Here is a 26,110-nt window from a genome sequence, read left to right as displayed (position 1 = left end):
CCTGGAACAGTCGGCTTGTGATGTTCCCGCGCCCAACCGGAGCAACCTGTCGTGTCAACCGGAAATCTTGTACAAACTGTTTGACTTGTAGAGCTACGAACCTATGATGAGCCAATGTTGTACAGAACAATAATCCTGTACAAGAAATCCATCGAGGGGTTGTCATGTCTGCTGTACTCGAGCAATCAGCCGCGCAAGTCGCCAAACCCAAGCTGGGCGTCAGTGCCTGCCTGATGGGCGTGGAAGTCAGGTTTAATGGCGGCCACAAGGAATCGCACCTGCTCACCCGTGCCCTCAACGAGTATTTCGATTTCGTTCCGGCTTGCCCGGAGGTTGCCATCGGCATGGGCATTCCTCGCGAAGCCATCCGTTTAGTCGGTGATCCGGAGCATCCGCAGGCGGTTGGCAGCGTTCACCCCGCGATGAACGTGACGCAGCAATTGGCCGACTATGGCGAGCACATGGCCGGCGAAATGGATGACATCTGCGGCTATATCTTCATGCAGAAGTCACCATCGTGCGGGCTGGAGCGCGTCAAGGTGTATCGCGACAACGGCTTACCCTTCGAAACCGGCGGACGCGGTATCTATGCTCAAGCATTCTGCGCACGTCACCCAGATCTGCCGGTCGAGGAAGACGGCCGCCTCAACGACCCGGTTTTGCGCGAAAACTTTATCACTCGGGTGTTTGCCTACGCAGCCTGGCAGACCCTGATGAAAAGCGGCATCACTCGCCGTGCACTGACTGATTTTCACGCACGCTACAAATACCAGTTGATGGCCAACGACCCCATCCAGTACAAGTCGCTCGGAAATCTGTTGGGAACCATGGGGCGTAATGACCCAGCCGAAGTCGCACCGCGCTATTTCAGCCAGCTGATGAGCGCGCTGAAGAAACCGGCCACACGTCGCACGCACACCAATGTGCTTCAGCACCTGTGCGGCTACCTGCGTCAGACGCTCAGTGCTTCCGACAAGAAAGAAATTCAGGGCCTCATCAATCAGTACCACCAAGGCATCGTGCCCTTGGTCGTGCCACTGACGCTGCTCAAACATCATTTTCGCCTACACCCCGATCCGTACATTGCGCTGCAGGTGTACCTGCAGCCGCATCCGGAAAATCTCAGTTTGCGCAACGCGATTTAACCATGACCACTACCGAGCAAGAACCGCCGGAAGGCGACCCGCAAGACTCCGCGAGCCCGTTTGAAAATGGATGGCTGCCCATTCGCGAAATCGCCCGCCTGACCGGTGTAAACGCTGTGACGCTTCGTGCCTGGGAACGTCGTTACGGCCTTATCGTCCCGCACCGAACGCCCAAGGGGCATCGTCTTTACAGCAATGAGCACGTAGAGCGCGTACTGATCATCCTGACCTGGCTGAACCGTGGCGTGTCCGTCAGCCAGGTCAGGCAGCTGATCGACGATCACCAGGCGCCTGCACCGAGTGTTGAAAACGATTGGGACATTCTGCGCCAGACGCTGCATGAAGCCATCGCCGCACTGGCTGAGCGCCGCCTGGACGACACGCTGAACCGAGCGATGTCGTTGTACCCACCGCGCACGCTCTGCGAACAGCTATTGATCCCTTTGTTGGCCTCTCTTGAACAACGCTGGCAAGGCCAGTTTGGCGCCCAGCTGGAACGAGTGTTCTTCTACTCCTGGCTGCGCAGCAAGTTCGGGGCGCGGCTGTACCACAACAACCGTCAGGTCAGCGGCGCACCGTTGCTGCTGATCAATCAGTCTGACCTGCCGCTTGAGCCCCATTTGTGGCTGACCGCCTGGTTGATCAGCAGCGCCGATTGCCCGGTCGAAGTCTTCGACTGGCCGCTGCCAACAGGCGAACTGGCTCTGGCCTGCGAATACCTCAAGCCCCGCGCCGTGCTGCTGTATTCCAGCAAATCACTCAACGTCGGGCAGCTGCCTCGCCTGCTGCACAACATTGAGTGCCCGAAGCTGATCGTCGGGCCGGCGGTACGCATCCATTCGACGGACCTGTCCGCAGCAGAGCGTGAGGTCACTGGTCTGACGCTCGCCGAAGACCCTTTGACCGCGCAGTTGGCGTTGCAGCGGCTGGGGCTCATCTAAGGAATGACCATGCAATTGATATGGCTGCGCAGCGACCTGCGCGTGCACGACAACACTGCGCTGAGCGCTGCCATGGAGCAGGGCCCAACCATCGCCGTGTACATGATCAGCCCCGGCCAGTGGTTAAGCCATGACGATGCCGCATGCAAAGTTGATTTCTGGCTGCGCAACCTTAGCCACCTGAGCAAGGCACTGGAGGCGCTCAACGTGCCGTTGCTCATCGTCCACGCGGAAACATGGGCTCAGGCGCCCAAGGCATTGCTTGATATCTGTCAGCAGCACGCCGTTGAAAACGTCCACGTAAACGACGAATACGGCTTCAATGAAGCCAAGCGTGACCGTGAAGCAGAGGACGCGCTTGATGCCGTCGGCATCCTGTTTAGCCGCCACCTCGACCAGTTGTTCTTCCAGCCCGGCAGCGTGCTGACCAAAAGCGGTGGCTATTTCAAGGTCTTCACCCAGTTTTGCAGGGTTTGTTACGCCCGCTTGCACTACTCGATGCCCGCGTTGGTTGCGTTGCCCAAGGCTCAGGGGAAGCTTGCAATCAAAAGCGACGTCATCCCCGACACGGTCAAGGGTTTCCCCGAGCCTAGCGAGACGCTGCGCTCACTCTGGCCGGCGGGCGAAGATGAGGCACGCGAGCGGTTGAATACGTTCACCGATGAGCAGGTTCATTACTACGATCAAGAACGCGATTTCCCGGCCAAGCCCGGCACCAGCCAGCTGTCCGCCTACCTGGCTGCCGGGGTTATTTCGCCACGCCAGTGCCTGCATGCAGCGCTGCGCAGCAACAACGGCGAGTTCGAAACCGGCAACTCGGGGTCGGTGACCTGGCTAAACGAGCTGCTCTGGCGGGAGTTCTACAAGCACGTGCTGGTCGGCTTTCCGAGGGTGTCCCGTCACCGCGCCTTCCGCCCCGAAACGGAAGCGCTCCAGTGGCGCCACTCCCCAACAGATCTGCAAGCTTGGCAGGAAGGCCGAACCGGGCTCCCGATTGTCGATGCGGCCATTCGCCAGATGCTGGAAACCGGCTGGATGCATAACCGGCTGCGGATGATCACAGCGATGTTCCTGACCAAGAATCTGCTGATCGACTGGCGTGAGGGTGAGCGGTTTTTCATGCAGCATTTGATCGACGGTGATCTGGCTTCCAATAACGGGGGCTGGCAATGGAGCTCATCGACCGGGACCGACGCCTCGCCCTACTTCCGGATATTCAACCCGCAGAGCCAATCGGAACGATTTGATCCCGAAGGTGTGTTCATCAAGAAGTGGGTTCCGGAACTGGCTGAACTGAACAAGCGCGATATCCACAATCCCGCTGCGCTGAAAGGGCTCTTCGGGGTCAAGGAGTATCCAGCGCCCATCGTTGACCTTAAAGCCAGCCGCGAGCGCGCGTTGCAAGCGTTCAAATCGCTGCCCCAGCGTCAGCCTGAGACACAGGAGGCCGGCTGAGGTTCAATGAGCCTCTTCGTGATGCCCCGTGCTTTCCGTCAGGCTGTTGAAAAAGCCCATCATGAAGTGCCTGTCGTGGCGTCGGTCAATCGGGTTCGCCGTGCGCCGCGCGGTGATTTAGACTGCCGACCATGACGACTGTTATCCCTTCGCTCCAACTCCCCACCGAACCGGAGATCACGTGTTCTACCTGTGCAGCGTGTTGCTGTCAGCTAGAGGTCATGTTGATCACGGACACAGGTGTGCCCGAGCGCTTTATCGACACCGATGACTGGGGCGGCGAGGTCATGTTGCGCCTGGACGATGGCTGGTGCGCGGCGCTGGATCGCGACACGATGATGTGCACGATCTACGACCGCAGGCCGTTGATTTGCAGGGAATTCGAAATGGGTGCGCCGGAGTGCATTGCCGAGCGGGAGGGAATTGCGACGGCGTATCTGTGATCTTTGCAGCAGTTGCGGAGGGAGATCAGCGCTGCGATGGCTGGAGTTTAGACACATTCCAGGCTAAGGCCGGTCCTGCTCAACGATTGCTGCAGCAGGACCGGCTTCAGCCGGGAGGAACCGCGTGACGCGTTGCAGTTGCGGCTAAACCGCCGCTGCAATAAAGCAGGGTGTTATCAGAACGGCATCGTGTAGTGGATAGCGTAACTCTCGATACCGTCGTTGTTGGTGGTCATGCCGCCATTGGAGTAGTGAGTGGCACGCAGGCCCACTTCATGACCACCCGCGAAGCGCAGACCGAAACCGATGCGGTCTTCAAACTGGAACGCGCTGCCCAGCTTGTTGCCTTCAACTTCGGTGCGCTGGAATACAGCGGCGCCGATGCCGGCTTCGATGTAAGGCTTGACGCTCTCACCCGAGAACTCATAAACAAATACTGGTGAAAACGACAGGCTGTTGTTGCTGGAGTTCTTGTCGCCTTCCCAATAGGTGTAGGCGCCGCTCCAGTAACCGGTCAAACGGCCGACACCGGTCTGCCACCAGCTCTTGTCCCAGTCGAACTGCGCACCCAGGCGGTACGTCATTGTCGACTCGCCCGTTTGCCCTACCGAAAACTCCACCCCATCAGCTTGGGCAATTGCGCTTTGCCCCAACAACGCAGCCGCAATCGCAGCCAAACAAAACAGTCGCTTCATCTGAAACATCCTATTTCAAAAGGATTAAAAATAATTTTGTATCGACAGAAGTGCTGTAGAAGCCGGAGGCTGATATTTAGTTCAGCCAAAAACGAAGCAATTCACGTTTTTTTCACGAAACGAAGCTTCGCACATTGTCGGAGTTGTTACAAAGCAAGCGTAGGACGTTTCTGAAATCTTCTGGATCGCCGGTCGTCCAGAACTGAGCGGTCCGAGGATGACCGCCCGCCAGCATGTCCCGCTCTCCCAAAAGCCGCTGCAATTGCCGGGCTACAGCAGCGCCGGTGTCGATGAGCGTGATCGAAGGCGCAATCATGTCGCGCAGCAATGGCTTCAGAAAGGGGTAATGCGTACAACCAAGAATGATGGTGTCGCATCCGGCGTCAAGCAGCGGCTGAACGTAGCCCTGCAGCAGTTGGCGAATGGCCGGGCTGACGAGGTCACCGGTTTCAATCAATTCAACCAGCCCCGGGCAGGGCTGAGTAATGACCTTCACGTCAGCGGCAAAGCGATCGAGCAACGCGGCAAATTTCGCGCTTTGCAGAGTGCCCGTGGTTGCCAATACACCGACGATACCGGTTCGCGTGGCTGCTGCGGCAGGTTTGACTGCAGGCTCCATGCCTACCAGCGGCCAATCGGGATAACGGGCGCGCAGGTCGGCAATGCCCGCCACTGTCGCGGTATTGCAGGCCACGACCAGCGCTTTGGCGTGTTGACGATGGAAGAATTCGGCAATCGTCGCGCAGCGCTCACGGATGAACTCGGGACTTTTTTCGCCATAAGGTATGTGGCCGCAGTCAGCCACGTAGAGCAGTGATTCACGCGGCAGCAGTTGCTGTATCTCTGCCAGTACCGACAGCCCGCCGACGCCGGAATCAAACACCGCCACAGGCGCGTCGCTGTCTCGCCTCATGCTTCGTTGGAATCAGACGCGTCGCGGGTCAGATGCCGGGCACCGCATACGCTGCAGCCCGGGTCACGCTTGACCTTCAATTCACGGAAGCGAGTGCCCAGCGCGTCGATCAGCAAAAGGCGCCCGACCAGCGGATCGCCAAACCCGGCCAACAGTTTTAGCGCTTCAAGGGCCTGCAGGCTGCCAACCAGTCCGACCAGCGGCCCGATAACCCCAGCTTCGCTGCACGTCAGCTCGGTTTCGCTGCCATGTCCGTACAGACAGTGATAGCAAGGACTGTCGGCCCGACGCGGATCGAACACCGACAACTGAGCTTCCAGTCGAATGGCAGCGCCGCTCACCAGTGGTTTGCCGGCATTGACGCAGGCCGCATTAACCGCTTCACGGGTCGAAAAGTTATCCGAACAGTCCAGCACAAGATCGACCCGTGCAACGACCGCCGCCAGGGTGTCGGCATCAAGCGCCGTGCGATGGGGCACCAGCGTGACCTGCGGATTGATGGCGGTCAGTCGGGTCATCGCCGAATCAACCTTGCTCATGCCGACGCTTGAAGTGTCATGAATGATCTGACGCTGCAGGTTTGTCAGGTCGACGGTGTCGAAATCCGCCAGATGCATCTCGCCCACACCCGCCGCCGCGAGGTACATGGCGACGGGCGAGCCCAGCCCGCCCAGGCCCACGATCAAGACGCTCGCTTGTTTGATCCGCAGCTGGCCTTCGATATCCACCTGCTGCAGCAGGATCTGCCGGCTATAGCGCAGCAGTTCCTCGTCAGTCAGCACGGCACGCGCCCGAAAGTAATGCGTTCATGGTCACCCAGATCACGGCGGGTCTGGATCTGCTCGAAGCCATGTACGAGCAACAGTTCGCGCACTGCGGCGCCCTGATCATAGCCATGCTCCAGCAACAGCCAGCCACCCGCTTCAAGGTGCGCGGGCGCCTGGGACACAATCAGGCGCAGGTCATCCAGGCCATCGTCCCCGGAAACCAGAGCGCTGGAAGGCTCAAAACGCACATCACCCTCGACCAGATGCGGGTCGCTGGCGGCAATGTAAGGCGGGTTGCTGAGGATCAGGTCAAAACGTTGCCCCTCCACCGCACTGAACCAGTGGCTGTGCACAACCCGCGCGTTATCCAGATGCAAGCGTTGACGATTGCGTTCGGCAAGTTCTACAGCCTCTTCGACACGGTCAACAGCGGTAACGTCCCATTGCGGACGATCCTTGGCCAGTGACAGTGCGATCGCGCCGGTTCCGGTGCCCAGATCAAGCAACCGATGAGGGATTGCCCCCGGCAAAAGCTCCAGCGCGGTCTCAACCAGCATCTCGGTTTCCGGCCGCGGAATAAGCGTATGGGGTGCAACTTCGAGGTCGATATTCCAGAACCCTTGCAGGCCCAGGATGTAAGCGACCGGCTCGCCCGTACGGCGGCGTTTCAGAAAGCCGTCGAAGGCTTGAGCCGCTTCGGTGCTGACAATACGCTCGGGCCAGGTGTGCAGAAAGCTGCGAGGCTTGCCCAGGGCAGCGGCGAGCAACAGTTCGGCATCCAGACGCGCTGTCGGAGAGTCCGGCAACTCGGCGCTTCGTAACAAGCTGGCGATGATGGTCATTTAATCACCCAGTGCCGCAAGTTGATCTGCCTGATACTCGGCAAGTAACGGTTCTATCACTGCATCGACCCCACCGGCCATAACTTCATCAAGGGAGTAGAGGGTCAGGTTGACGCGGTGGTCGGTGACCCGCCCCTGTGGAAAATTGTAGGTGCGAATACGCTCGGAGCGGTCCCCGGAACCTACCAGCAATTTACGCTCGCTGGCGATGGCATTGGCCGCTGCAGCGGTCTGCTGGTCGTTGAGCTTGGCTGACAGCCAGGACATGGCCCGGGCACGGTTCTTGTGCTGGGAACGTTCTTCCTGGCACTCCACCACGATACCGGACGGCAAGTGGGTGATGCGGATGGCGGAGTCGGTCTTGTTGACGTGCTGGCCACCGGCGCCCGATGACCGATACGTATCGACACGCAGGTCGGCCGGGTTGATCTCGATGGTCTGCTGCTCATCAGGCTCGGGCAGGACGGCCACCGTGCACGCTGACGTGTGGATGCGCCCTTGGGATTCGGTCTCGGGCACCCGCTGCACACGGTGCGCACCCGACTCGAACTTGAGCTTGCCGTAGACGTTTTCGCCCTCGACCCGCGCAATGACTTCCTTGTAGCCGCCATGCTCGCCTTCGTTCTCCGAAAGGATCTCGACCCGCCAGCCGCGTCGCTCGGCATAGCGCGAGTACATGCGGAAGAGGTCGCCGGAAAATATGGCCGCCTCATCGCCACCGGTGCCGGCGCGAATTTCCAGAAAGACGTTACGGCCATCGTTCGGGTCTTTAGGCAGCAACATTTTTTGCAGATCGGCTTCGAGCACCACTAACTGCTCTTTGGCTTCGCGCACTTCCTCGACTGCCATTTCACGCATGTCGGGGTCGCTGTCCTTGAGGAGCGCCTGCGCGCCCTCCAGATCGCTTTGCACTTTCTGCAGTTTGCGGTAGGCCTGGAACACCGGCTCGACTTCGGCGTACTCACGGGAGTACGCGCGAAATCTGGTCTGATCCGCGATGACTTCGCCATCACCGAGCAGCGCGGTCAATTCCTCGAAACGGTCGCTGAGCACGTCCAGCTTGTTAAGCAGTGAAGCTTTCATTGCGGGGATTTATCCGTGGAGCCCTCATTGAGGGCAAAGAGTTCCTGGGCCATGGCCAGCGCATCGACGCGGCCTTCGGCGGACAGCTTTTTGAGTTGCACGCTGGGAGCGTGCATCAACTTGTTGGTCAGGCCACGTGCAAGGGCCATCAATACATCTTCGGCGTTGCTACCGTTGGCGAGCATGCGCTGGGCTTTTTGCAACTCTTCATCGCGCAGGCGCTCACTTTGCTGACGATAGGCCTTGAGCACATCAACTGCTGCCAGTTCACGCAGGCGGGACATGAAATCGTCGACGCCCACACTGACCAGTTCTTCCGCCGCCTGGGCAGCGCCCTGACGACTCTTGAGATTTTCAGCTACGACTTCGTGGAGGTCGTCCACGGTGTAGAGGTAAACGTCTTCAAGCTCACCCACTTCAGGCTCGATGTCGCGCGGGACGGCGATGTCGACCATGAATATAGGCTTGTGCTTGCGCAGCTTCAGCGCACTTTCAACGGCGCCCTTGCCCAGAATCGGCAGTTGACTGGCCGTCGAGCTGATAACGATGTCGCTGTTCACCAGCTCTGCCGGGATGTCGGCGAGCAGCACTGCATGGGCGCCAAACTGTTCGGCCAGCGTATTGGCGCGCTCAAGGGTGCGGTTGGCGACGACGATGCGCTTGACCCCCAAGTCATGCAAATGCCGGGCGACCAGCGTGATGGTTTCGCCCGCCCCGATCAGCAGTGCCTGGCTGCGCTGCAGGTCACTGAAGATTTGCTTGGCCAGGCTGACGGCCGCGAAAGCAACGGAGACCGGGTTTTCGCCAATGGCAGTGTCGGTCCTGACCTGCTTGGCAGCGCTGAAGGTAGCCTGAAACAGCCGACCCAGCAGCGGACCGACAGTGCCGGCCTCGCGTGCAACGGCGTAGGCGGATTTCATCTGGCCGAGAATCTGGGGTTCACCAAGCACCAGCGAGTCCAGCCCGGATGCCACGCGCATCATATGACGCACGGCGGCATCGTCTTCATGCACATAAGCGCTGGCACGCAGCTCGTCGACATTCAGGTGATGATAGTCCGCCAGCCATCGCAGAACGACGTCCGCAGTGAGTTGGTCCTGTTCTATATAGAGTTCGCTGCGGTTGCAGGTGGAGAGAATGGCGGCTTCGCGGCTGCGGGTCAGTCGGCAAAGCTGCTGCAGCGCGTCGACCAGCTGCTCAGGGGTAAATGCCACGCGCTCGCGGACATCCACTGATGCAGTCTTATGGTTGATACCCAGAGCAAGAAAGGCCATTCAAGGTCGCTGATGGTGACGTGAAGCCGGCAATTGTCCTACTTCAATAGATTCAGGACAACCACCGCAATACATTCAGAACGTCCGCAACAGGCGATTGTCCCTATACAGGTGCGTATTACAGCGTCTGGCCTGCGACAAAATGTCCATGCGCAGGCTGTAGATTGAGCGTGTCCAGATTTCGCGCGGGCTGTGGGTTTGCTCCCGGCCTTGTGTCATGATGCTTCCAAACCGCAGGTAAGCCGCCCCTCTTCTCTATGAATAAATCCTCCGCGCTGTTCCTTGCCCTTGTCGCTCTGAGTGGCTGCCAGTCTACGGCCTCTGTTTCCACGGAGCCCTCCGCACCGGCTAAAGAAGCGCCGCCCGCACCTGAGCCAAAACCTCAGGTGTACGGCTCGTTTTCCCAGGAGACGGTCGTCAGCCTGCTGACCGCCGAGCTTGCCGGACAGCGCAACCGTTTCGACATCGCGCTGGACAATTACGTGACCCAGGCCATCCAGACTCAGGACCCGGGCATCTCGGAGCGCGCGTTTCGCATCGCCGAATACCTGGGCGCCGATCAGGCAGCGCTCGACACCTCCCTGATCTGGGCGAAGAACGACGCTGGCAATCTTGAGGCGCAGCGCGCGGCCGCTATCCAGTTGGCGCGAGCCGGGCGCTACGACGACTCCATGCGCTATATGGAGAAGGTGCTGCAGGGACAAGGCGACACGCACTTTGATTTCCTCGCACTCTCGGCGTCGGAAACCGACTCCAATACGCGCAAAGGCCTGATCACCAGCTTTGATCGGCTGTTGATGAAGTACCCGAAGAATGGCCAGTTGATATTCGGCAAGGCGCTCCTGCTGCAGCAGGAAGGCGACAGCGCCGCGTCACTCAAATTGCTTGAGGACAACCCGCCAGGTGAAGGCGAAGTGGCGCCGATTCTGCTGCGCGCTCGCCTGTTGCAAAGCATGAACCGTGGCAAGGAAGCGATCCCGCTGCTTGAAAAAAGCATCAAGAAGTACCCGGACGACAAGCGTCTGCGCCTGACCTATGCGCGCATGCTGGTCGAACAGAACCGCATGGAAGACGCCAAAGTGCAGTTTTCCAGCCTCGTTCAGCAGTATCCCGACGATGACGAGCTGCGCTATTCGCTGGCCCTTGTCTGCCTGGAAAACAAAGCCTGGGACGAAGCAGCGGGTTATCTCGAAGACTTGATCACGCGCGGCAGCCATGTCGATGCGGCCCACGTAAACCTTGGCCGCATATACGAGGAACGCGATGATCCGCAGGCCGCGCTGGGCGAATACGCTCAAGTCGGCCCAGGCAACGATTTCCTGCCTGCACAATTGCGTCAGGCCGATATCCTGATGGGCAATGGCAACACCGCCGAGGCCTCCAGGCGACTGGCTCAGGCACGTGTCGATCAGCCCGACTACGCGATTCAGCTGTACCTCATCGAAGCCGAAACGCTCACCAACAACAATCAGGGCGAGCGCGGCTGGCAAGTGCTCAGTCAGGCGCTGAAGCAGTATCCCGACGACCTGAATCTGCTGTACACCCGGGCGATGCTGGCCGAGAAGCGCAACGATCTGAAGCAGATGGAAAGCGACCTGCGCGCCATTCTCAAGCGCGAGCCGGACAACGCCATGGCGCTGAACGCTCTGGGTTATACCCTTTCGGACCGCACCACGCGCTACGCTGAAGCCAAGGCTTTGATTGAACATGCCCATCAGCTCAACCCGGAAGACCCTGCGGTACTCGACAGCCTCGGCTGGGTCAATTACCGACTGGGCAACCTCGATGAAGCCGAACGGCTGCTTCGACAGGCGCTCGAGCGCTTCCCCGACCACGAAGTCGCCGCGCATCTGGGCGAAGTTCTCTGGGCCAAGGGCGAACAGCGGGAAGCGCGCAAAATATGGGGCAAGGCCCTTGAACAACAACCTGACAGCCCGGTCCTGCGCAGCACCATCAAACGCCTGACCGGCGCCGAGACCCTCTGAATTTATGCAATTGCGCCACGTCATCGTTTTTAGTCTGATCGCCCTGCTCGCCGGTTGTGCCGGCATGTCCTCCCGTGAAGCCGTAAAAGGCCAGGGCGACGCCAACCAGTGGCGGGCCAACAAAGAACAGCTGAGCAGCCTTGATGGCTGGCAGATAAACGGCAAGGTCGGGATCCGCGCCCCCAAGGACTCCGGCAGCGGTACGCTGTTCTGGCTGCAACGCCAGGATTATTACGATATCCGCCTGTCCGGCCCGCTGGGTCGTGGCGCGGCACGGCTCACAGGCCGGCCTGGCGCCGTATCCCTGGAAGTCGCGAATCAAGGTCGTTACGACGCACCAGACCCCGAAACCCTGCTCAAGGATCAGCTGGGCTGGAAGCTGCCCGTGTCGCACCTGGTCTGGTGGGTCCGAGGCCTGCCCGCGCCGGACAGCAAGAGCAGCCTGACGCTGGATGGCGACAGCCGTTTGTCGGCCCTGGAACAGGACGGCTGGCAAATCGAGTACATGAGTTACACCCAGCAAAACGGTTTCTGGCTGCCCGAACGCATGAAGCTGCACGGGCAGGATCTCGACGTGACGCTGGTGATCAAGGACTGGCAGCCTCGTAAACTGGGGCAATAAGCATGTCGCAAGCACGATTGACGCTGCCCGCGCCTGCCAAACTGAACCTGATGCTGCATATCACCGGGCGGCGCGCGGACGGCTACCACGAGCTGCAGACGCTTTTTCAGTTCCTGGATTACGGTGACGAGCTCAGCTTCGCGCCACGTGAAGACGGCGAAATCCGCCTCCAGACAGAAGTTGCCAACGTTGCGCACGACAGCAATCTGATCGTGAAAGCTGCCCGGGCATTGAAAGCGCAGTCCGGCTGCCCGCTCGGCGTAGATATCTGGCTGAAAAAAATCCTGCCCATGGGTGGTGGCATTGGCGGCGGAAGCTCGGATGCTGCGACCACGCTTCTCGGGTTGAACCACCTCTGGGAACTCGGCTGGGATGAAGATCGCCTGGCAGCGCTCGGGCTCACGCTGGGGGCCGACGTGCCGGTTTTCGTACGCGGGCACGCCGCTTTTGCCGAGGGCATCGGCGAGCTTCTGATCCCTGTAGATCCCGAAGAACCGTGGTATCTGGTGCTTGTGCCGCAAGTATCTGTAAGTACAGCAGAAATTTTTTCAGATCCACTGTTGACACGTGACACTCCTCCCATTAAAGTGCGCCCCGTTCCCAAGGGAAACAGTCGAAACGACTGCTTACCGGTTGTAACGAGGCGATATCCAGATGTTGGTAACGCTTTGAATTTGCTAGGTAAATTTACCGAGGCAAAATTAACCGGAACTGGAAGTTGTGTGTTTGGGGCCTTCCCAAGCAAAGCTGAAGCTGATAAAGTCTCGGCCCTTCTTACAGAGACCCTTACAGGGTTTGTAGCAAAAGGCGCAAACATCTCGATGTTGCACCGAAAGTTACAGACACTGCTCTAAGAGAACCGAGTGCCAGGCACTCGTGCACCAGATACAGGGGCGTCGCCAAGCGGTAAGGCAGCAGGTTTTGATCCTGCCATGCGTTGGTTCGAATCCAGCCGCCCCTGCCATTTTCCTATAGTCATCCAGGCATACCCTAAGCCTCCAGGTACTGCGCGTGTCCAAGATGATGGTCTTTACGGGGAACGCCAACCCCGATCTGGCTCGGCGTGTCGTACGTCAGCTGCATATCCCTCTCGGTGACATCTCTGTTGGAAAGTTTTCCGACGGTGAGATTACCGCTGAAATCAATGAAAACGTTCGCGGTAAAGACGTCTTCATTATCCAGCCGACCTGCGCTCCGACCAACGATAACCTGATGGAACTGGTAGTGATGGCTGATGCCTTCCGTCGCTCCTCGGCCACTCGTATCACAGCTGTAATTCCCTACTTTGGTTATGCCCGTCAGGATCGCCGTCCGCGCTCCGCACGTGTGGCTATCAGCGCTAAAGTGGTTGCGGACATGCTCACCGTTGTCGGTATCGACCGGGTGCTGACTGTCGACCTGCACGCTGACCAGATTCAGGGTTTCTTCGATATCCCGGTAGATAACATCTACGGCTCCCCCGTTCTGGTGGATGACATCGAAGACCAACGCTTTGAAAACCTGATGATCGTTTCCCCGGATATCGGCGGCGTCGTGCGTGCACGTGCTGTTGCCAAATCCCTGGGCGTTGATCTGGGCATCATCGACAAACGCCGCGAGAAGGCCAACCACTCCGAGGTGATGCACATCATCGGTGACGTTGAAGGCCGTACCTGTATTCTCGTTGACGACATGGTCGATACCGCCGGCACCTTGTGCCATGCGGCCAAAGCCTTGAAAGAACACGGCGCTGCGAAGGTATTTGCCTATTGCACGCATCCTGTCCTCTCGGGCCGCGCGATTGAGAACATTGAAAATTCCGTGCTGGACGAACTGGTGGTAACAAATACCATCCCGCTGTCCGCTGCAGCACAGGCCTGTGATCGTATCCGTCAACTGGATATTGCACCGGTAGTCGCTGAAGCGATGCGTCGCATCAGCAATGAAGAATCGATCAGCGCGATGTTCCGTTAAGGGCCCTGCCCTGCCGAACCATCCGTTGACGAAAAGCGCCCCGCCCCGACACACAATGCCGGGGCGGGGCTTTTTTGCCCATACCGTGTCTGGCGCTGGTCGCAAACGCCGCTCGGTCATGGCTATTTTGGAGATACAAAATGACTGATTTTATTCTGAACGCCCAAGCGCGTACTGACCTGGGGAAAGGTGCGAGCCGCCGCCTGCGTCACGCGCAAAAAGTACCTGCCGTAATCTACGGTGGTAACGAAGAAGCCGTTTCGATCACCATCGAAGCCAAGGAAATCGCCAAGCTGTTCGAAAACGAAGCTGCTTACAGCCACGTTATCGAGCTGAACGTTGCCGGCGCCAAGCAGAACGTCATCGTTAAAGCGATGCAACGTCACCCTGCCAAGCAGTTCATCATGCACGCCGACTTCATCCGCGTTATCGCTGGCCAGAAGCTGACTGCAACCGTTCCAGTGCACTTCATCAACGAAGAAGCACCGGTCAAGAAAGGCGGCGAGATCTCGCACACTACCACTGAACTGGAAGTGACCTGCCTGCCAAAAGACCTGCCTGAGTTCATCGAAGTTGACCTGGGCGCTCTGGAAATCGGCGACAACGTTCACCTGTCCGACGTCAAGGCACCCAACGGTGTTGAATTCGTTGCACTGGCGCACGGCAAAGACCTGGACATCGCTAACGTCCACGCGCCTCGCATCGTCCAGGACGAAGAAGAAGGCACCGCAGAAGGCGAAGCAGAGTAATTATTACTCGCTAGCCGGTTGAACCCGTGATGATGCCTGCCATCATCACACTCGACCCAAGGAAGAGCCCCTGACGTGACCGCCATCCAACTGATCGTCGGCCTGGGAAATCCAGGCCCCGAATACGAACAGACCCGGCATAACGCAGGGGCTCTTTTCGTTGAGCGTATTGCCAGCGCCCAGCGCGTCAACCTGACCGCTGACCGCAAATATTTCGGCCTGACGGCTAAATTCAGTCATCAGGGCCATGACGTTCGTCTGCTGATTCCCACCACATACATGAACCGCAGCGGCCAGTCCGTCGCGGCTCTGGCGGGTTTCTTCCGGATTCCTCCGCAGGCCATTCTGGTGGCCCACGACGAACTCGACCTGCCTCCGGGCGTCGCCAAACTCAAACTGGGTGGCGGGCACGGCGGGCACAACGGGCTACGCGACATCATCGCGCAGCTCGGCAACCAGAACGGCTTCCATCGTCTGCGGCTTGGCATCGGCCACCCGGGCGACGCCAGTCTGGTGTCCAACTTCGTACTGGGTCGTGCGCCACGCGCCGAGCAGGAGAAACTGGACGCCAGCATCGACTTTGCCCTCGGCGTGCTGCCGGATGTACTCGCTGGCGACTTCGCCAAGGCGATGCGCGTCCTGCACAGCCAGAAGGCCTGACATCACTCGAGGGGAAACACCATGGGATTCAACTGCGGCATCGTCGGCCTGCCCAACGTCGGCAAGTCCACCCTGTTCAACGCCCTGACCAAATCCGGTATCGCGGCGGAGAACTTTCCCTTCTGCACCATCGAACCGAACACCGGCATCGTGCCGATGCCCGACCCGCGCCTGCAGGCCCTGGCCGACATCGTCAATCCCAAGCGCATCCTGCCGACCACCATGGAGTTCGTCGACATCGCCGGGCTGGTTGCCGGCGCATCCAAAGGTGAAGGGCTGGGCAACAAGTTCCTCGCCAACATTCGCGAGACCGACGCCATCGCTCACGTTGTGCGCTGCTTCGAAGACGAGAACGTGATCCACGTTTCCAACAGCGTCGACCCGAAACGCGACATCGAGATCATCGACCTGGAATTGATTTTTGCGGACCTCGACAGCTGCGAAAAGCAATTGCAGAAGGTCACGCGCAACGCCAAGGGCGGCGACAAGGACGCAGTGGTCCAGAAAGGCCTGCTTGAGCAACTCATCGCTCACTTCACGCTGGGCAAGCCTGCACGCAGCCTGATGAAGAGCATGAGTGCCGACGAGAAGGCCGTGATCAAGGGCTTCCACCTGCTGACCACCAAGCCCGTCATGTACATTGCCAACGTCGCCGAGGACGGTTTCGAGAACAATCCGCACCTGGACGTGGTACGTGCCATCGCCGAAGAAGAAGGCGCAATGCTGGTGCCGGTCTGCAACAAGATCGAAGCAGAGATCGCCGAGCTTGAAGACGGCGAAGAAAAGGACATGTTCCTGGAAGCTTTGGGTCTGGAAGAACCTGGCCTGAACCGCGTCATTCGTGCCGGCTACGAAATGCTCCATCTGCAGACCTACTTCACGGCCGGCGTCGAAGAAGTGCGGGCATGGACCGTCCGTGTCGGCGCCACCGCGCCACAGGCCGCTGGCGTTATCCATACCGATTTCGAAAAAGGCTTTATTCGCGCCGAGTGCGTCGCCTACAACGACTTCATCCAGTACAAGGGCGAAACCGGGGCCAAGGAAGCGGGCAAATGGCGCCTTGAAGGCAAGGATTACATCGTCAAGGACGGTGACGTTCTGCACTTCCGCTTCAACGTCTAACGCGCTCGTGGACCTCCACGTTAAACAACAAAGCCCGCGCGTCAGTCGATGATTCGCGGGCTTTGTGCTTTCAGCGGTTTGCCTCTGCCTGGGCGCCGATCTACCTGTGCGGCTTAGAGGATCGGCTGTGCTGCGCGAAACAGCAAAACGACACCTTCGCGCTTAAGTGTTACATCGCTAAAGTGCGTGCGCAGATGCGCCTCGAACCCAGCCTGCGTGTCATGACTGTTGCCGAAAATCCCCTTCTTGTTATAAACCGCCATCAGCTTGCGTCCGAAGCCGTTGTGACCCGCTTCATCGCCTAAAATCGTCGCGCCGAACACCACACCGCCCGCGGCAAGGTTGTGCTTGAGGTGAGCGAAAATGGCAGCTTTGGCGTCTAGCGGGCCAGGCAAGCAATGCAGCAGGTAGAACAGCGATATTGAGTCGAAGCGCTCACCATTCGGGATTGGCGCCATCACGTCATGCTGAAGGGTTCGTGTGTCTGGACGCCCAATCCTGCGTTTGGCCGCGGCAAGGCTGCTCGGGTTAAGGTCCATGAGGGTGATCTGCGTGCCCGGGCTCAGATTTGCCTTGGCCAGGTAATAGCCGGTCCCCACACCGATATCCAGATGATTCGCCCGCATATTGGCGCGAAAGAACGGCAGCAGCACTTCATCCGTCGGGCAACGCCAGGCATACCGATTGGAGATACCCAGTACCCAGGCGTCGTACAACGCTAATGTCAGGGGCGAATAAACCGCCGCACCTGCGGCACTGCTGTCAGTCATGGAGAATCCCCTACGGCGACGGGTTATCAAAAGACGATGAAAAAACGACGACTCTTATACGTCGCCAACCTTTCGTCTTTCAACACACATTGCATTCCGGCGCATGAAGAATTGCACGCCGTAGCGGCTCCTGGAATGCGCCTGGCCGGCTTAGCCGAGCTGGAACCTCGCCGTATTGTCGCTCAACGCCCGGCTTCCCTTGCTCAAGGTGTCAGCGGCTTGATTGACCGCTCGGGCGCCATCCAGCAACCGGCCTGCTGCCTGATCCACCTGCTGGATATTGCCACTCACCTCGTCGGCCGTTGCTGCCTGTTCTTCCACAGCGGTGGCGATCTGAGCCAGCGTGTCGGTAACGATCTGCACCGCGCTGGCGATCTCCTCAAGCCGCTCGCCCAGACCGGTTACCGACTGCGCGTCACTGATGGCCTGTCCGCATGCCGCTTCCATCAGCGTGACCGCCTGGCTAACGGTGGTTCGCAAACTGTCCACGGTCCCCGCAATTTGCGCCGTCGATGCCTGGGTTCGTTGCGACAGGCTGCGCACTTCGTCTGCCACTACAGCAAATCCGCGGCCCTGCTCGCCTGCTCGCGCGGCCTCGATGGCCGCATTAAGCGCCAGCAGGTTGGTCTGCTCGGCAATGCCGCGAATGGTATCGACCACTGACTGGATTTGCTGCCCCTGCTCGCTGACCTTGCCCAACGCGTTAGCGGTATCGGTGAGCTTTTGATTCAACTGCTGGATGCTCGCGGTAGTGCGCTGGCTGTCGCGGCTGCTGTCTTCGGCGATCCTGCGTGTGGCCTGCGCGCTGCCCGACGCGGCTTCACAGCTGCGAGCGACACCCATGGACGTCGCGGCCAGTTCGGTGGCGGCTGCGGCGATCTGACTGATCTGCTGTTGCTGGTCTTCAACCTCGTTCAACGTGCTGCCGGACTGAGCGTTGAGCGTCAGCACAGCGGAGCCCAGCTGCTGGGTTTCATGATTCACACCCAACAAACTGGCGCGCAACTGCACAACGGCAACATTGAGCGCGTTGCTAATGGCCGCGAGCTCATCGCGCCCCTCAACGGCGACCTCGACGCATAGATTACCGTCCCGCAGGGACTCAGCCAGAGTGGTAATGCCCTTGGCGCTGCGTTGAATCGAAGTTTGCAAACACATGAAGAGGTACAGAGCCGCCAGTGCAAGGATGCTGAAAATCGCAGCAATCGGCACGAACTGCTGGATGGCCTGGTCGTGGTAATAGTCGAGCCGGCTGTTAAGCGAAGAAAGCGACTGTTTGCGCAGGGCCGCCAGCCCTTCGCTGACGCTGTCGACGCTGCGCTCAAAGGCGGCGGGGTCAAGCTTGATGCTTCCGCCAAACACGCCGTCGTCGAGTACCTTCAACTCGGTATCAAGGCGCTGCAGACTGTCATCGTACTGCCGCGTCCAGAACTCCATTCCGGGGTAGGCCTTGGCTTTCAGCGAACCCACCGCTTTAACCAACTGGTCGCGGGCGTCGCCAATGCGGCTGCGCAGATCCCGCATCTGCAGACGGCTTTGCAGCGAGAATTGCCCTGAAGCGATCGAAGATTGCCCGATGCTCGCCATCCGCCCTACCCTTTCGACAAGGTCCGGCGCTTGTTGGGTGGCGATTTGCATCAACAGGTAGGTTTCGAGCCACGGGTCCAGAATCAAGCCGCTGTCCATGGCGATCTGCTCACGCAGGCTCTGCAGCGCGGTCAGGGCGGAGGTGAACCGGTCGTAACCGTCCGGCCACCAGCCCACAGCGCGCAGCGCTTGGGAATCCATTCCGTTGACCGAGGCCTGCAATGCCTGGTACCGCGTCATGATATCTGCCGTGGCGTTTTGCGCTTTGAGCTCCTCCCCCAAAGACGCCAGTGATCGAGTCAGTTCAGGGTTCGCTGCATCCAGCGCATTCATGGCCGCCTTCGCCGCAGGCGTTGGATCATGAAGAATATCGGCCGCTTTCCAGCGCGCCGCGCGGTTGCGTTGCGCTGTCAGTTGCACATCGAGGTCATCGAGTGCCGTGAGTTGCCTCACCCCGATCTGCTCTTGAGCGATTACCGACAACTTGCTGCGGTAGTCCTGACTGATCATCCACATGCTGCCTGCGAGCGGCAAAATAAACAGGAAGAAAAGCACCTGAAACTTGCGCGCAAACCCGAGGCGCCCGAGCAGTCGGATTCCTGGGGACAAAAGACTTTGCATAGCCGACTACTCCTCACCGACAAACTGCTGCTCGACGCGTCGTCACTGCAGCGCTGCCTTACATGCTCACAGGCGAAATGCCATGTCTCTGTTTCTAAACGATAACCGCCGGTTTGACGCGAATGGCGGCTGAGCTGGACCCTGTTCAGTCCCAAACCGCTTGTATCTATAGCGGCCGCAATCCGACAGGCATAAGCAAGAACCGGACCGATAGCACTAAGCCACCAAACCGGGCGCGCGGGCGAAGACAGTGCAGCTCATGTGCTCGAATGTGGGGCGAAAACACACACAAGTCCGGCGACAAATGTCACCGGAGTGCAATTGGAGGGGCTGAAGGCCGAGGTCAATGAGGACGCCGAGGCTAACCGGTTGATAGCCCGGGTAAATTTTTTTAGAGAGACGCTTGACACATCTTCGATCTGAGCGAATAATGCGCGCCACTTGGCTACATAGCTCAGTTGGTTAGAGCATAGCATTCATAATGCTGGGGTCCGGGGTTCAAGTCCCTGTGTAGCCACCAAGTACCTCAACAAAGCCCGCCTCGTGCGGGCTTTGTTGTTTCTGGCTGTTCGTCACTAAAGCCGAATCCCATATCGCCGATAGCCATGTACTGCATCTCGCAGTGCACGGAGGCAATATGAAGAAGATCGCTATCGCTGGACTGGTCGCTCTGCTCTCAATCGTTTCACTTATGGCATCGGCTTGTCCTAAAGGAACGCACCCGTCCGGCGGAACGGGCTCTCACCACAAAGGCGGCACCTGCGTTTAACACTGGCAGGTCAGGCGCCGGGCCTCTTTGAGCGCGGCGCCTCCCCTCCGGACGACGTGCAACCTTGCCTCGCGTCGCTCTGCATGAGCTTGCTCTCAAGCAGCCCGAAACGCCCAGACCACTTCCACCAGTCTGGCGGCAATCAGCAAGTACACCAGCGAAACGAGAACCTGAATGGCTACGTGATACCGCAGCTTGCCAAGCCTGCGAATGCCGTCGCTGACGTTCAGGAACATCAGGACCGCAGACACCCCAATCAGCCCCCATCCAGTTGCGCCGGCCACCAGTACACCAATGAACTGTTGATAATCCGCCCTCAATGCGCTGGTGCCCGCCGCGAATAGCAAGGCACAGACCAGAAGATTCTTGATGTTATCGAATATCTGCGTGCTGAAATCCTGTTCCAGCAGTGCTACATAGCGCGCCCAGATTTTCCGCATGACCCGGTGCCTGTTGGTCGGTGAACCTACAGCGTAGCGCGCAGCCGGAGCGCCCGCTGAATGTCGCCCCAGCGATCAGGAGGGCAACGTCAATCCGTGACAACCGTGCCCTTGTCCAATAGATTACGCCCCTCGAAACGCCCCGGGCCTTTCGCGCCTCAACCCCAGTTAACGAAGTAGTGGATGTTCAATGTCTGATTCCCATACCGATCCGGCTGCAATCCTCGCCGTGTCCTCCAAGCAAGCTTACGAAGAAGCCATCAACCTTTCGCAGCATGTGCCTCAGGCCAAGACCATCAGTGAGATGGTGCTGGATGCCTTCCAGAGCGCGAAAGAAAGTGATCAGATTCGCGATTTGCGCCTCGCCATTCGCCAGGCCCACGACCGGTTCGATGACGATCAGGCTTACGAGCTGATGGGTCAGCTTAAACAGCTCAAGGACGCAGAAGCCGCCGACATGGCTGCGCTGGAAGACCTGAGCGCACGATTCCCGATCAGTCGGATTCTCTCCAGCTACAAAGATGACCCGAGCTTCCAGGAACTGGTCTACAGCCTTGCGCTGAAGGTGCTCAACCAGACGCATCAAGCGGTCAGCAACCCGAGCGGTGGCAAAAGCAAAGCAGCGCGGCCCAAGAAGGAAGCCGAGGTGTTTGTCATCAGCAAGGACGGCGCCAGCGTCACCCTGCCCCTGCGCACGCCGCGCTCAAAGGCCAGCGCCGATCGTGAAGCGTTCGAGTTCCTCGGCTTTGCTTTTGTCGGCGAGGGCGATGAGGCCGAGCTGCAGAGCGAAGTGTTTGTCGACAATAACGGCAACCAGCAGCCTGCCACGCGCAAGAACATCGTCAGCGCCATTCAACAGCAGACGGCATTTGAAGGATTTAGCGCGGTGCAGCAGTAAGAATCTTACAGCACACCTGGCAACCGGATCAGGTCAGCAACACGCTCAACGACAGGATCGGGTGGCGATCGCAACGCCATGATGTAACCTCAGGGGCTGGCCACCGCGGTGCCATCCGACTGTCACCGCCTTCAAGAGGTGTTGAGCAATGCAGATTCTTGGTGAAACCATCATCGGACAACGTTGTGTGCGTGGCGAGGCGGGAGAGGTGTTTGCGCTTGCAGCCGCCTCTGGCGACCCCCTGACCCCCGCCTTTGGTGCCAGCACATTGGATGACGTCAACGCTGCGTGCGAACTGGCCGAGGCTTCCTTCGACAGTTATCGGCAGCTCAGTGACGACCAGCGCGCCAGCTTCCTTGAAGCCATCGCCCAAGGCCTGCTGGATCTGGGCGACGTGCTCACCGAGCGCGTCCATGTCGAGAGCGGCCTGCCCAAACCACGCCTTGAAGGCGAGCGGATGCGCACGGTCAATCAGCTCAAACTGTTTGCCAGCCTGCTGCGTGACGGCCGCTGGCACGGCGCCGTGGTTGATACGGCGCTGCCGGAGCGCCAGCCGCTGCCGCGCGCCGACCTGCGTCTGCGGCGAATCGGCCTTGGCCCGGTCGCCGTCTTCGGCGCCAGCAACTTCCCGCTCGCCTTTTCGGTCGCTGGCGGCGATACGGCTTCAGCACTGGCGGCCGGTTGCCCGGTCATCGTCAAGGCGCACCCGGCTCACCTCGGCACCAGCGAGTTGGTGGGCCGTGTGATTCAAAAAGCGGCGCGCGACACCGGCATGCCGGAAGGCGTGTTCTCATTGCTGATCGACAGGGACATTGCCGTCGGTCAGGCGCTCGTCAGCCACCCGCTGATTCAGGCGGTGGGCTTCACCGGTTCTCGTCGCGGCGGGCTGGCGCTGGTCGCAGCGGCTCAGGCACGTCCGGTTCCGATTCCGGTGTATGCCGAAATGAGCAGCATCAACCCTGTGTTCCTGCTGCCCGCCGCTCTGCTGGCCCGCGCCGACACCATTGCCAGGGGCTTCGTCGAGTCGCTGGTACTGGGCGCCGGGCAGTTCTGCACCAACCCCGGCATTCTGCTGGCGCTGGAGAGCGATGCGCTGGAAACGTTTGTGTCGGCTTCGGCCAAGGCGCTGTCTGAAAAGCTGCCGACGACCATGCTGACGCCCAACATCCACGGCGCGTACTGCAACGGCCTGAATAACCTGCACAGCGCTCCGGGCGTTACGCTGGTGGCGGAAGGTCAAGAGGCCGAAGGTTCGTTCCAGGCGCGCCCGGCGTTCTTCCGCACCGACTCGGCCACGTTCCTGGCCAACCCTGCGCTGGAAGACGAAAATTTCGGACCGAGTGCGTTGCTCATCGTCTGCACCGATGTGGCCGATCTGCAGAAAGTCGCCGCCAGCTTCGACGGCCAGCTGACCGTCACCCTGCAATATGACGACGGCGACGAAGCCACGGCTCAAGCGCTAATGCCGATTCTTGAGCGCAAGGCCGGACGCATTCTGTTCAACGATTTCCCGACCGGTGTCGAGGTGAGCTACTCGATGGTGCACGGCGGGCCTTTCCCAGCGACGTCAGACAGCCGTAGTACCTCAGTGGGCGCGACGGCCATTGATCGCTTCCTGCGCCCCGTCTGCTACCAGAACGTGCCGGATGCGCTGCTGCCAGCTGCTTTGAAAGCCAGCAATCCGCTGGGCACCTGGCGACTGGTCAACGGTGAGCTGTCCAGGGACTGACCCGCTCAGCACCCTCCGCCGGCGATCCGCCACATGAAACGCAGCACCGTGCCCTCTTGATAGAGGGCACGGCCTGATAGACGAGCGAAGGGTCAGTCAGCCGATCGCGGCAACACCTTGCCATCAACCCCATCGCCGATGACCAGAAAATGCCCGCCCGCCACATGGTGAATGGTGCGCAGGTCGTCGTGCCCTTCAAAATGCCAGTGCCCTTCCGAAAAAACACGCTCATCGGCCCACGCCGCCACCACTTCACCGATGAAAAGGTCGTGCTGATTCTGATTGTGCGGCTCCGGTATCAGTCGGCACTCCAGCCAGCCCGCGCAGCCTTCCAGCAGCGGCGCATCGACGTGGGATCCCGCGAAGGTTTCCAGACCGTAGGCCTTGAACTTGTCCAGGCCCTGCTCCTGCGAAATATTCAGCCCGGACGTCGAGCCGACCGTTTCGACGATATCGATCTGACTGAGGGTAGGCACGTTGATTACGAACGTACCGGAGCCTTCAAGCAATTGCCGCGTCCATACCGACTTGTCCAGAACGACGGTGACTTTTGGCGGCTGGAAATCCAGCGGCATCGCCCAGGCCGCCGCCATGATGTTGCGCTGGCCGTCGTGGGCGGCGCTGATCAATACCGTCGGGCCATGGTTGAGCAGGCGATAGCATTTGGCGAGCGGTACCGGACGCCGATGGGAAGCGGTCATGAAATCATCCTGGCTGGCTGAAATCAGCGAAAAATACAGGGTTTATCGGGGCGAGGGAACGCACGTGCCTCTGCCATGGAAAACTGTCGCCATCCTGAAGCCTGTCCAATTCACCCTTTGCAGGCGCCCGTAAAGGTGATGTAATACTATAACAAAGTATTTCAGGCGGTCCTTCTGTGAAACGCGCTACTCCGCTCCCCCCTTCCCTGGCAACTTCCGCGCTCGCCCAGTCCGCCGGCAAGCGCGTACTTATTTCATTGGCCATGCTGGTACTGCTGTGGATCGGCGTTGCATGGGCGGTGGCGATTCCATGAGTGCCGCCATCGACCTGCACAACCTGACGCTCACTTACGAGCGACGGCCAGCGGTGCATCATGCCAACGGTCGATTCGCCGCAGGCAGTCTCACGGCGATCGTCGGCCCGAACGGTGCCGGCAAATCCACGCTGATCAAAGCCATCGCCGGCACACTCAAACCGGCCGCAGGGCGCGTTGAGCGCAATCAGCTGGCGACTCGGCACATTGGGTACCTGCCACAGGCGGCCGAGATAGACCGAAGCTTCCCGCTCAGTGTTGCCGACACGGTAATGATGGGCGCATGGCGCAGCATCGGGGCCTTTCGCGGCGCCTCGCGACAGCATGCGCAACAGGCCAGAGACGCGCTGGAGGCGGTGGGCCTGTCGGGATTCGATCAGCGCAGCATCAGTTCGCTGTCTTCGGGTCAGTTCCAGCGCGTGCTGTTTGCAAGACTGCTGTTACAGGACGCTTCGGTGATTCTGCTCGACGAGCCGTTCACGGCCATTGATGCACGCACCACGCGAGACTTGCTGCAATTGATCAGCAGGTGGCATGGCCAAGGCCGTACCGTGATTGCGGTGCTGCACGACATCGAACAGGTGCGCCAGCATTTCCCCAGCACGCTGCTGCTGGCCAGAGAGGTCATCGCCTGGGGCCACACCGTCGACATCCTCAACGACGATAACCTGCGCCGCGCCAAGAACATGGCCGAGCACTGGAACCCTGATGCACAGCCATGCGACGCCAATGCGGAGCAGATCCTGTGACCCTCTATACCTTGCTGATCCAGCCCTTTGTCGAGTTCGGCTTCATGCGCCGCGCGCTGGTGGCTTGCCTTGCACTGGGCATCGGCTCCGGTCCCGTTGGCGTGCTGCTGATGCTCAGGCGCATGAGTCTGGTGGGAGACGCGATGAGCCATGCGGTCTTGCCGGGGGCCGCCGTGGGTTTTCTGTTTGCCGGCTTGTCGCTCCCGGCAATGGGCTTTGGTGGCTTGATTGCCGGGTTGGCCGTGGCGCTCTTGTCAGGCTTGGTCAGCCGCTACACAACACTGCGCGAAGACGCCAGCTTCGCCAGTTTCTATCTGACGTCGCTGGCCGCCGGCGTGCTGATCGTCTCGCTGCACGGCTCCAACGTTGATCTGCTGCACGTGCTCTTCGGCACCATTCTGGCCATCGACGATCAGGCCATTTTCATGGTGGGAGGCATCGCGTCATTCACCCTCATTCTGCTTGCGCTGATCTACCGCCCGCTGATTCTGGAATGCTTCGATCCGGGCTTCCTCCGCGCTGTGGGCGGCCGAGGCTCGCTGTACCACGTGCTGTTTCTGCTGCTGGTGGTGCTTAACCTGGTGGCCGGTTTTCAAGCCTTAGGCACGTTGATGGCCGTCGGCATGATGATGCTGCCCGCCACCGTTGCGCGATTCTGGGCCCGCTCGCTGACCGGCATGATCGTCATCTCCACCATCGTGGCCACGCTGTCCGGGTTCATCGGCCTGATCGTCTCTTACCACGCCAGTGTGGCTTCGGGTCCGGCCATCGTCCTCACTGCGAGTGCCTTTTACGGGTTCTCACTGTTCTTTGGGCGCAGTGGCTTTGTACGCCGCCTGTTCCCGAGGGTTCATCTGTCCGGCTGATCGCTCTCTTACCGCAA

Annotated in this window: 25 protein-coding genes and 2 tRNA genes; 17 read left to right on the top strand and 10 right to left on the bottom strand. The window is 59.6% G+C overall.

Annotation, left to right across the window (positions count from 1 at the left end):
* Window positions 1–164 precede the first annotated feature (164 nt).
* The 4 genes from LT42_RS22250 to LT42_RS22235 all read left to right on the top strand — a co-directional run bounded on the left by LT42_RS22250 (window position 165) and on the right by LT42_RS22235 (window position 3,984).
* Window positions 165–1,145: a 2-thiouracil desulfurase family protein gene (locus LT42_RS22250; RefSeq protein ID WP_037018269.1), complete on the top strand. Its 981-nt coding sequence runs from the start codon at window positions 165–167 to the stop codon at window positions 1,143–1,145.
* A gap of 2 nt (window positions 1,146–1,147) precedes the next feature.
* A complete protein-coding gene (locus tag LT42_RS22245) occupies window positions 1,148–2,086 on the top strand; it encodes a MerR family transcriptional regulator (protein WP_037018267.1) in 939 nt (312 codons plus the stop codon).
* A 9-nt stretch (window positions 2,087–2,095) separates the two neighbouring features.
* A complete protein-coding gene (gene phrB, locus LT42_RS22240; RefSeq protein WP_037018264.1) occupies window positions 2,096–3,541 on the top strand; it encodes a deoxyribodipyrimidine photo-lyase in 1,446 nt (481 codons plus the stop codon).
* A 131-nt stretch (window positions 3,542–3,672) separates the two neighbouring features.
* Complete coding sequence (locus LT42_RS22235; RefSeq protein WP_037018261.1) at window positions 3,673–3,984, top strand: YkgJ family cysteine cluster protein; 312 nt, start codon at window positions 3,673–3,675, stop codon at window positions 3,982–3,984.
* A 176-nt stretch (window positions 3,985–4,160) separates the two neighbouring features.
* Here LT42_RS22235 and LT42_RS22230 read toward each other — a convergent pair whose 3' ends face one another.
* From LT42_RS22230 to hemA, 6 genes are all read right to left on the bottom strand, one after another.
* The gene (locus LT42_RS22230; RefSeq protein ID WP_037018259.1) at window positions 4,161–4,679 is read right to left on the bottom strand and encodes an acyloxyacyl hydrolase; all 519 of its coding nucleotides are present in this window, start codon (window positions 4,677–4,679) and stop codon (window positions 4,161–4,163) included.
* A gap of 112 nt (window positions 4,680–4,791) precedes the next feature.
* On the bottom strand, window positions 4,792–5,592 hold the full coding sequence (murI, locus tag LT42_RS22225) for a glutamate racemase (protein ID WP_037018256.1): 801 nt from the start codon (window positions 5,590–5,592) through the stop codon (window positions 4,792–4,794).
* Window positions 5,589–6,374: a molybdopterin-synthase adenylyltransferase MoeB gene (locus LT42_RS22220; protein ID WP_052075369.1), complete on the bottom strand. Its 786-nt coding sequence runs from the start codon at window positions 6,372–6,374 to the stop codon at window positions 5,589–5,591. The genes murI and LT42_RS22220 overlap by 4 nt, the downstream gene beginning before the upstream one ends.
* Complete coding sequence (gene prmC, locus LT42_RS22215; protein WP_037018252.1) at window positions 6,368–7,201, bottom strand: peptide chain release factor N(5)-glutamine methyltransferase; 834 nt, start codon at window positions 7,199–7,201, stop codon at window positions 6,368–6,370. Before prmC ends, LT42_RS22220 begins: the two co-directional genes overlap by 7 nt.
* Window positions 7,202–8,284, bottom strand: a complete 1,083-nt coding sequence (gene prfA, locus LT42_RS22210) for a peptide chain release factor 1 (protein WP_037018250.1) — start codon at window positions 8,282–8,284, stop codon at window positions 7,202–7,204.
* A complete protein-coding gene (gene hemA, locus LT42_RS22205) occupies window positions 8,281–9,558 on the bottom strand; it encodes a glutamyl-tRNA reductase (protein WP_037018247.1) in 1,278 nt (425 codons plus the stop codon). The genes prfA and hemA overlap by 4 nt, the downstream gene beginning before the upstream one ends.
* A gap of 257 nt (window positions 9,559–9,815) precedes the next feature.
* On the opposite strand from hemA, the gene LT42_RS22200 reads away from it, so the two are divergent.
* From LT42_RS22200 to ychF, 8 genes are all read left to right on the top strand, one after another.
* Entirely contained in the window at window positions 9,816–11,543 is a 1,728-nt protein-coding gene (locus tag LT42_RS22200) for a tetratricopeptide repeat protein (RefSeq protein WP_081955442.1), read from the top strand.
* Window positions 11,544–11,547: 4 nt separating this feature from the next.
* Window positions 11,548–12,165, top strand: a complete 618-nt coding sequence (gene lolB, locus LT42_RS22195; protein WP_037018244.1) for a lipoprotein insertase outer membrane protein LolB — start codon at window positions 11,548–11,550, stop codon at window positions 12,163–12,165.
* A gap of 2 nt (window positions 12,166–12,167) precedes the next feature.
* A complete protein-coding gene (gene ispE / locus LT42_RS22190; RefSeq protein ID WP_037018242.1) occupies window positions 12,168–13,019 on the top strand; it encodes a 4-(cytidine 5'-diphospho)-2-C-methyl-D-erythritol kinase in 852 nt (283 codons plus the stop codon).
* Between the two features lie 35 nt (window positions 13,020–13,054).
* Window positions 13,055–13,129: transfer RNA gene (locus LT42_RS22185), tRNA-Gln, on the top strand.
* A 47-nt stretch (window positions 13,130–13,176) separates the two neighbouring features.
* The gene (locus tag LT42_RS22180) at window positions 13,177–14,118 is read left to right on the top strand and encodes a ribose-phosphate pyrophosphokinase (RefSeq protein ID WP_037018241.1); all 942 of its coding nucleotides are present in this window, start codon (window positions 13,177–13,179) and stop codon (window positions 14,116–14,118) included.
* A gap of 140 nt (window positions 14,119–14,258) precedes the next feature.
* Window positions 14,259–14,867 (top strand): 50S ribosomal protein L25/general stress protein Ctc, encoded by a 609-nt coding sequence (locus LT42_RS22175; protein ID WP_037018238.1) that lies wholly within the window; start codon window positions 14,259–14,261, stop codon window positions 14,865–14,867.
* Window positions 14,868–14,942: 75 nt separating this feature from the next.
* Window positions 14,943–15,527, top strand: coding sequence for an aminoacyl-tRNA hydrolase (pth, locus tag LT42_RS22170; protein WP_037018235.1), 585 nt, complete (start codon window positions 14,943–14,945; stop codon window positions 15,525–15,527).
* Window positions 15,528–15,548: 21 nt separating this feature from the next.
* Window positions 15,549–16,649 (top strand): redox-regulated ATPase YchF, encoded by a 1,101-nt coding sequence (gene ychF / locus LT42_RS22165; protein ID WP_037018232.1) that lies wholly within the window; start codon window positions 15,549–15,551, stop codon window positions 16,647–16,649.
* Window positions 16,650–16,762: 113 nt separating this feature from the next.
* On the opposite strand, the gene LT42_RS22160 is transcribed toward ychF, so the two are convergent.
* Together LT42_RS22160 and LT42_RS26655 are read right to left on the bottom strand one after the other, a co-directional pair.
* Window positions 16,763–17,419: a class I SAM-dependent methyltransferase gene (locus LT42_RS22160; protein WP_037018229.1), complete on the bottom strand. Its 657-nt coding sequence runs from the start codon at window positions 17,417–17,419 to the stop codon at window positions 16,763–16,765.
* Between the two features lie 150 nt (window positions 17,420–17,569).
* Window positions 17,570–19,627, bottom strand: a complete 2,058-nt coding sequence (locus LT42_RS26655) for a methyl-accepting chemotaxis protein (protein ID WP_037018227.1) — start codon at window positions 19,625–19,627, stop codon at window positions 17,570–17,572.
* Between the two features lie 443 nt (window positions 19,628–20,070).
* On the opposite strand from LT42_RS26655, the gene LT42_RS22150 reads away from it, so the two are divergent.
* Window positions 20,071–20,147 (top strand) — tRNA-Met (locus LT42_RS22150).
* 344 nt (window positions 20,148–20,491) lie between these two features.
* On the opposite strand, the gene LT42_RS22145 is transcribed toward LT42_RS22150, so the two are convergent.
* Window positions 20,492–20,836 (bottom strand): hypothetical protein, encoded by a 345-nt coding sequence (locus tag LT42_RS22145; RefSeq protein WP_037018225.1) that lies wholly within the window; start codon window positions 20,834–20,836, stop codon window positions 20,492–20,494.
* A gap of 190 nt (window positions 20,837–21,026) precedes the next feature.
* On the opposite strand from LT42_RS22145, the gene LT42_RS22140 reads away from it, so the two are divergent.
* Window positions 21,027–21,734 carry a hypothetical protein gene (locus tag LT42_RS22140; RefSeq protein ID WP_037018223.1) on the top strand — a complete coding sequence of 236 codons (708 nt, stop codon included), beginning with the start codon at window positions 21,027–21,029 and terminating at the stop codon, window positions 21,732–21,734.
* A 148-nt stretch (window positions 21,735–21,882) separates the two neighbouring features.
* Window positions 21,883–23,463: an aldehyde dehydrogenase (NADP(+)) gene (locus tag LT42_RS22135; protein WP_037018220.1), complete on the top strand. Its 1,581-nt coding sequence runs from the start codon at window positions 21,883–21,885 to the stop codon at window positions 23,461–23,463.
* A gap of 92 nt (window positions 23,464–23,555) precedes the next feature.
* Here LT42_RS22135 and LT42_RS22130 read toward each other — a convergent pair whose 3' ends face one another.
* On the bottom strand, window positions 23,556–24,164 hold the full coding sequence (locus LT42_RS22130) for a flavin reductase family protein (RefSeq protein WP_037018218.1): 609 nt from the start codon (window positions 24,162–24,164) through the stop codon (window positions 23,556–23,558).
* A 310-nt stretch (window positions 24,165–24,474) separates the two neighbouring features.
* On the opposite strand from LT42_RS22130, the gene aztA reads away from it, so the two are divergent.
* Both aztA and LT42_RS22120 read left to right on the top strand, forming a co-directional pair.
* Window positions 24,475–25,227 carry a zinc ABC transporter ATP-binding protein AztA gene (aztA, locus tag LT42_RS22125; RefSeq protein ID WP_037018572.1) on the top strand — a complete coding sequence of 251 codons (753 nt, stop codon included), beginning with the start codon at window positions 24,475–24,477 and terminating at the stop codon, window positions 25,225–25,227.
* On the top strand, window positions 25,224–26,093 hold the full coding sequence (locus LT42_RS22120; protein WP_037018215.1) for a metal ABC transporter permease: 870 nt from the start codon (window positions 25,224–25,226) through the stop codon (window positions 26,091–26,093). Before aztA ends, LT42_RS22120 begins: the two co-directional genes overlap by 4 nt.
* Window positions 26,094–26,110: the final 17 nt, after the last annotated feature.

It is taken from the genome of Pseudomonas lutea, assembly GCF_000759445.1.
Taxonomy (GTDB): Bacteria; Pseudomonadota; Gammaproteobacteria; order Pseudomonadales; family Pseudomonadaceae; genus Aquipseudomonas; species Aquipseudomonas lutea.
Note: the sequence above shows the minus strand (reverse complement) of the source record. Positions and strands in the feature narration are given on the sequence as shown.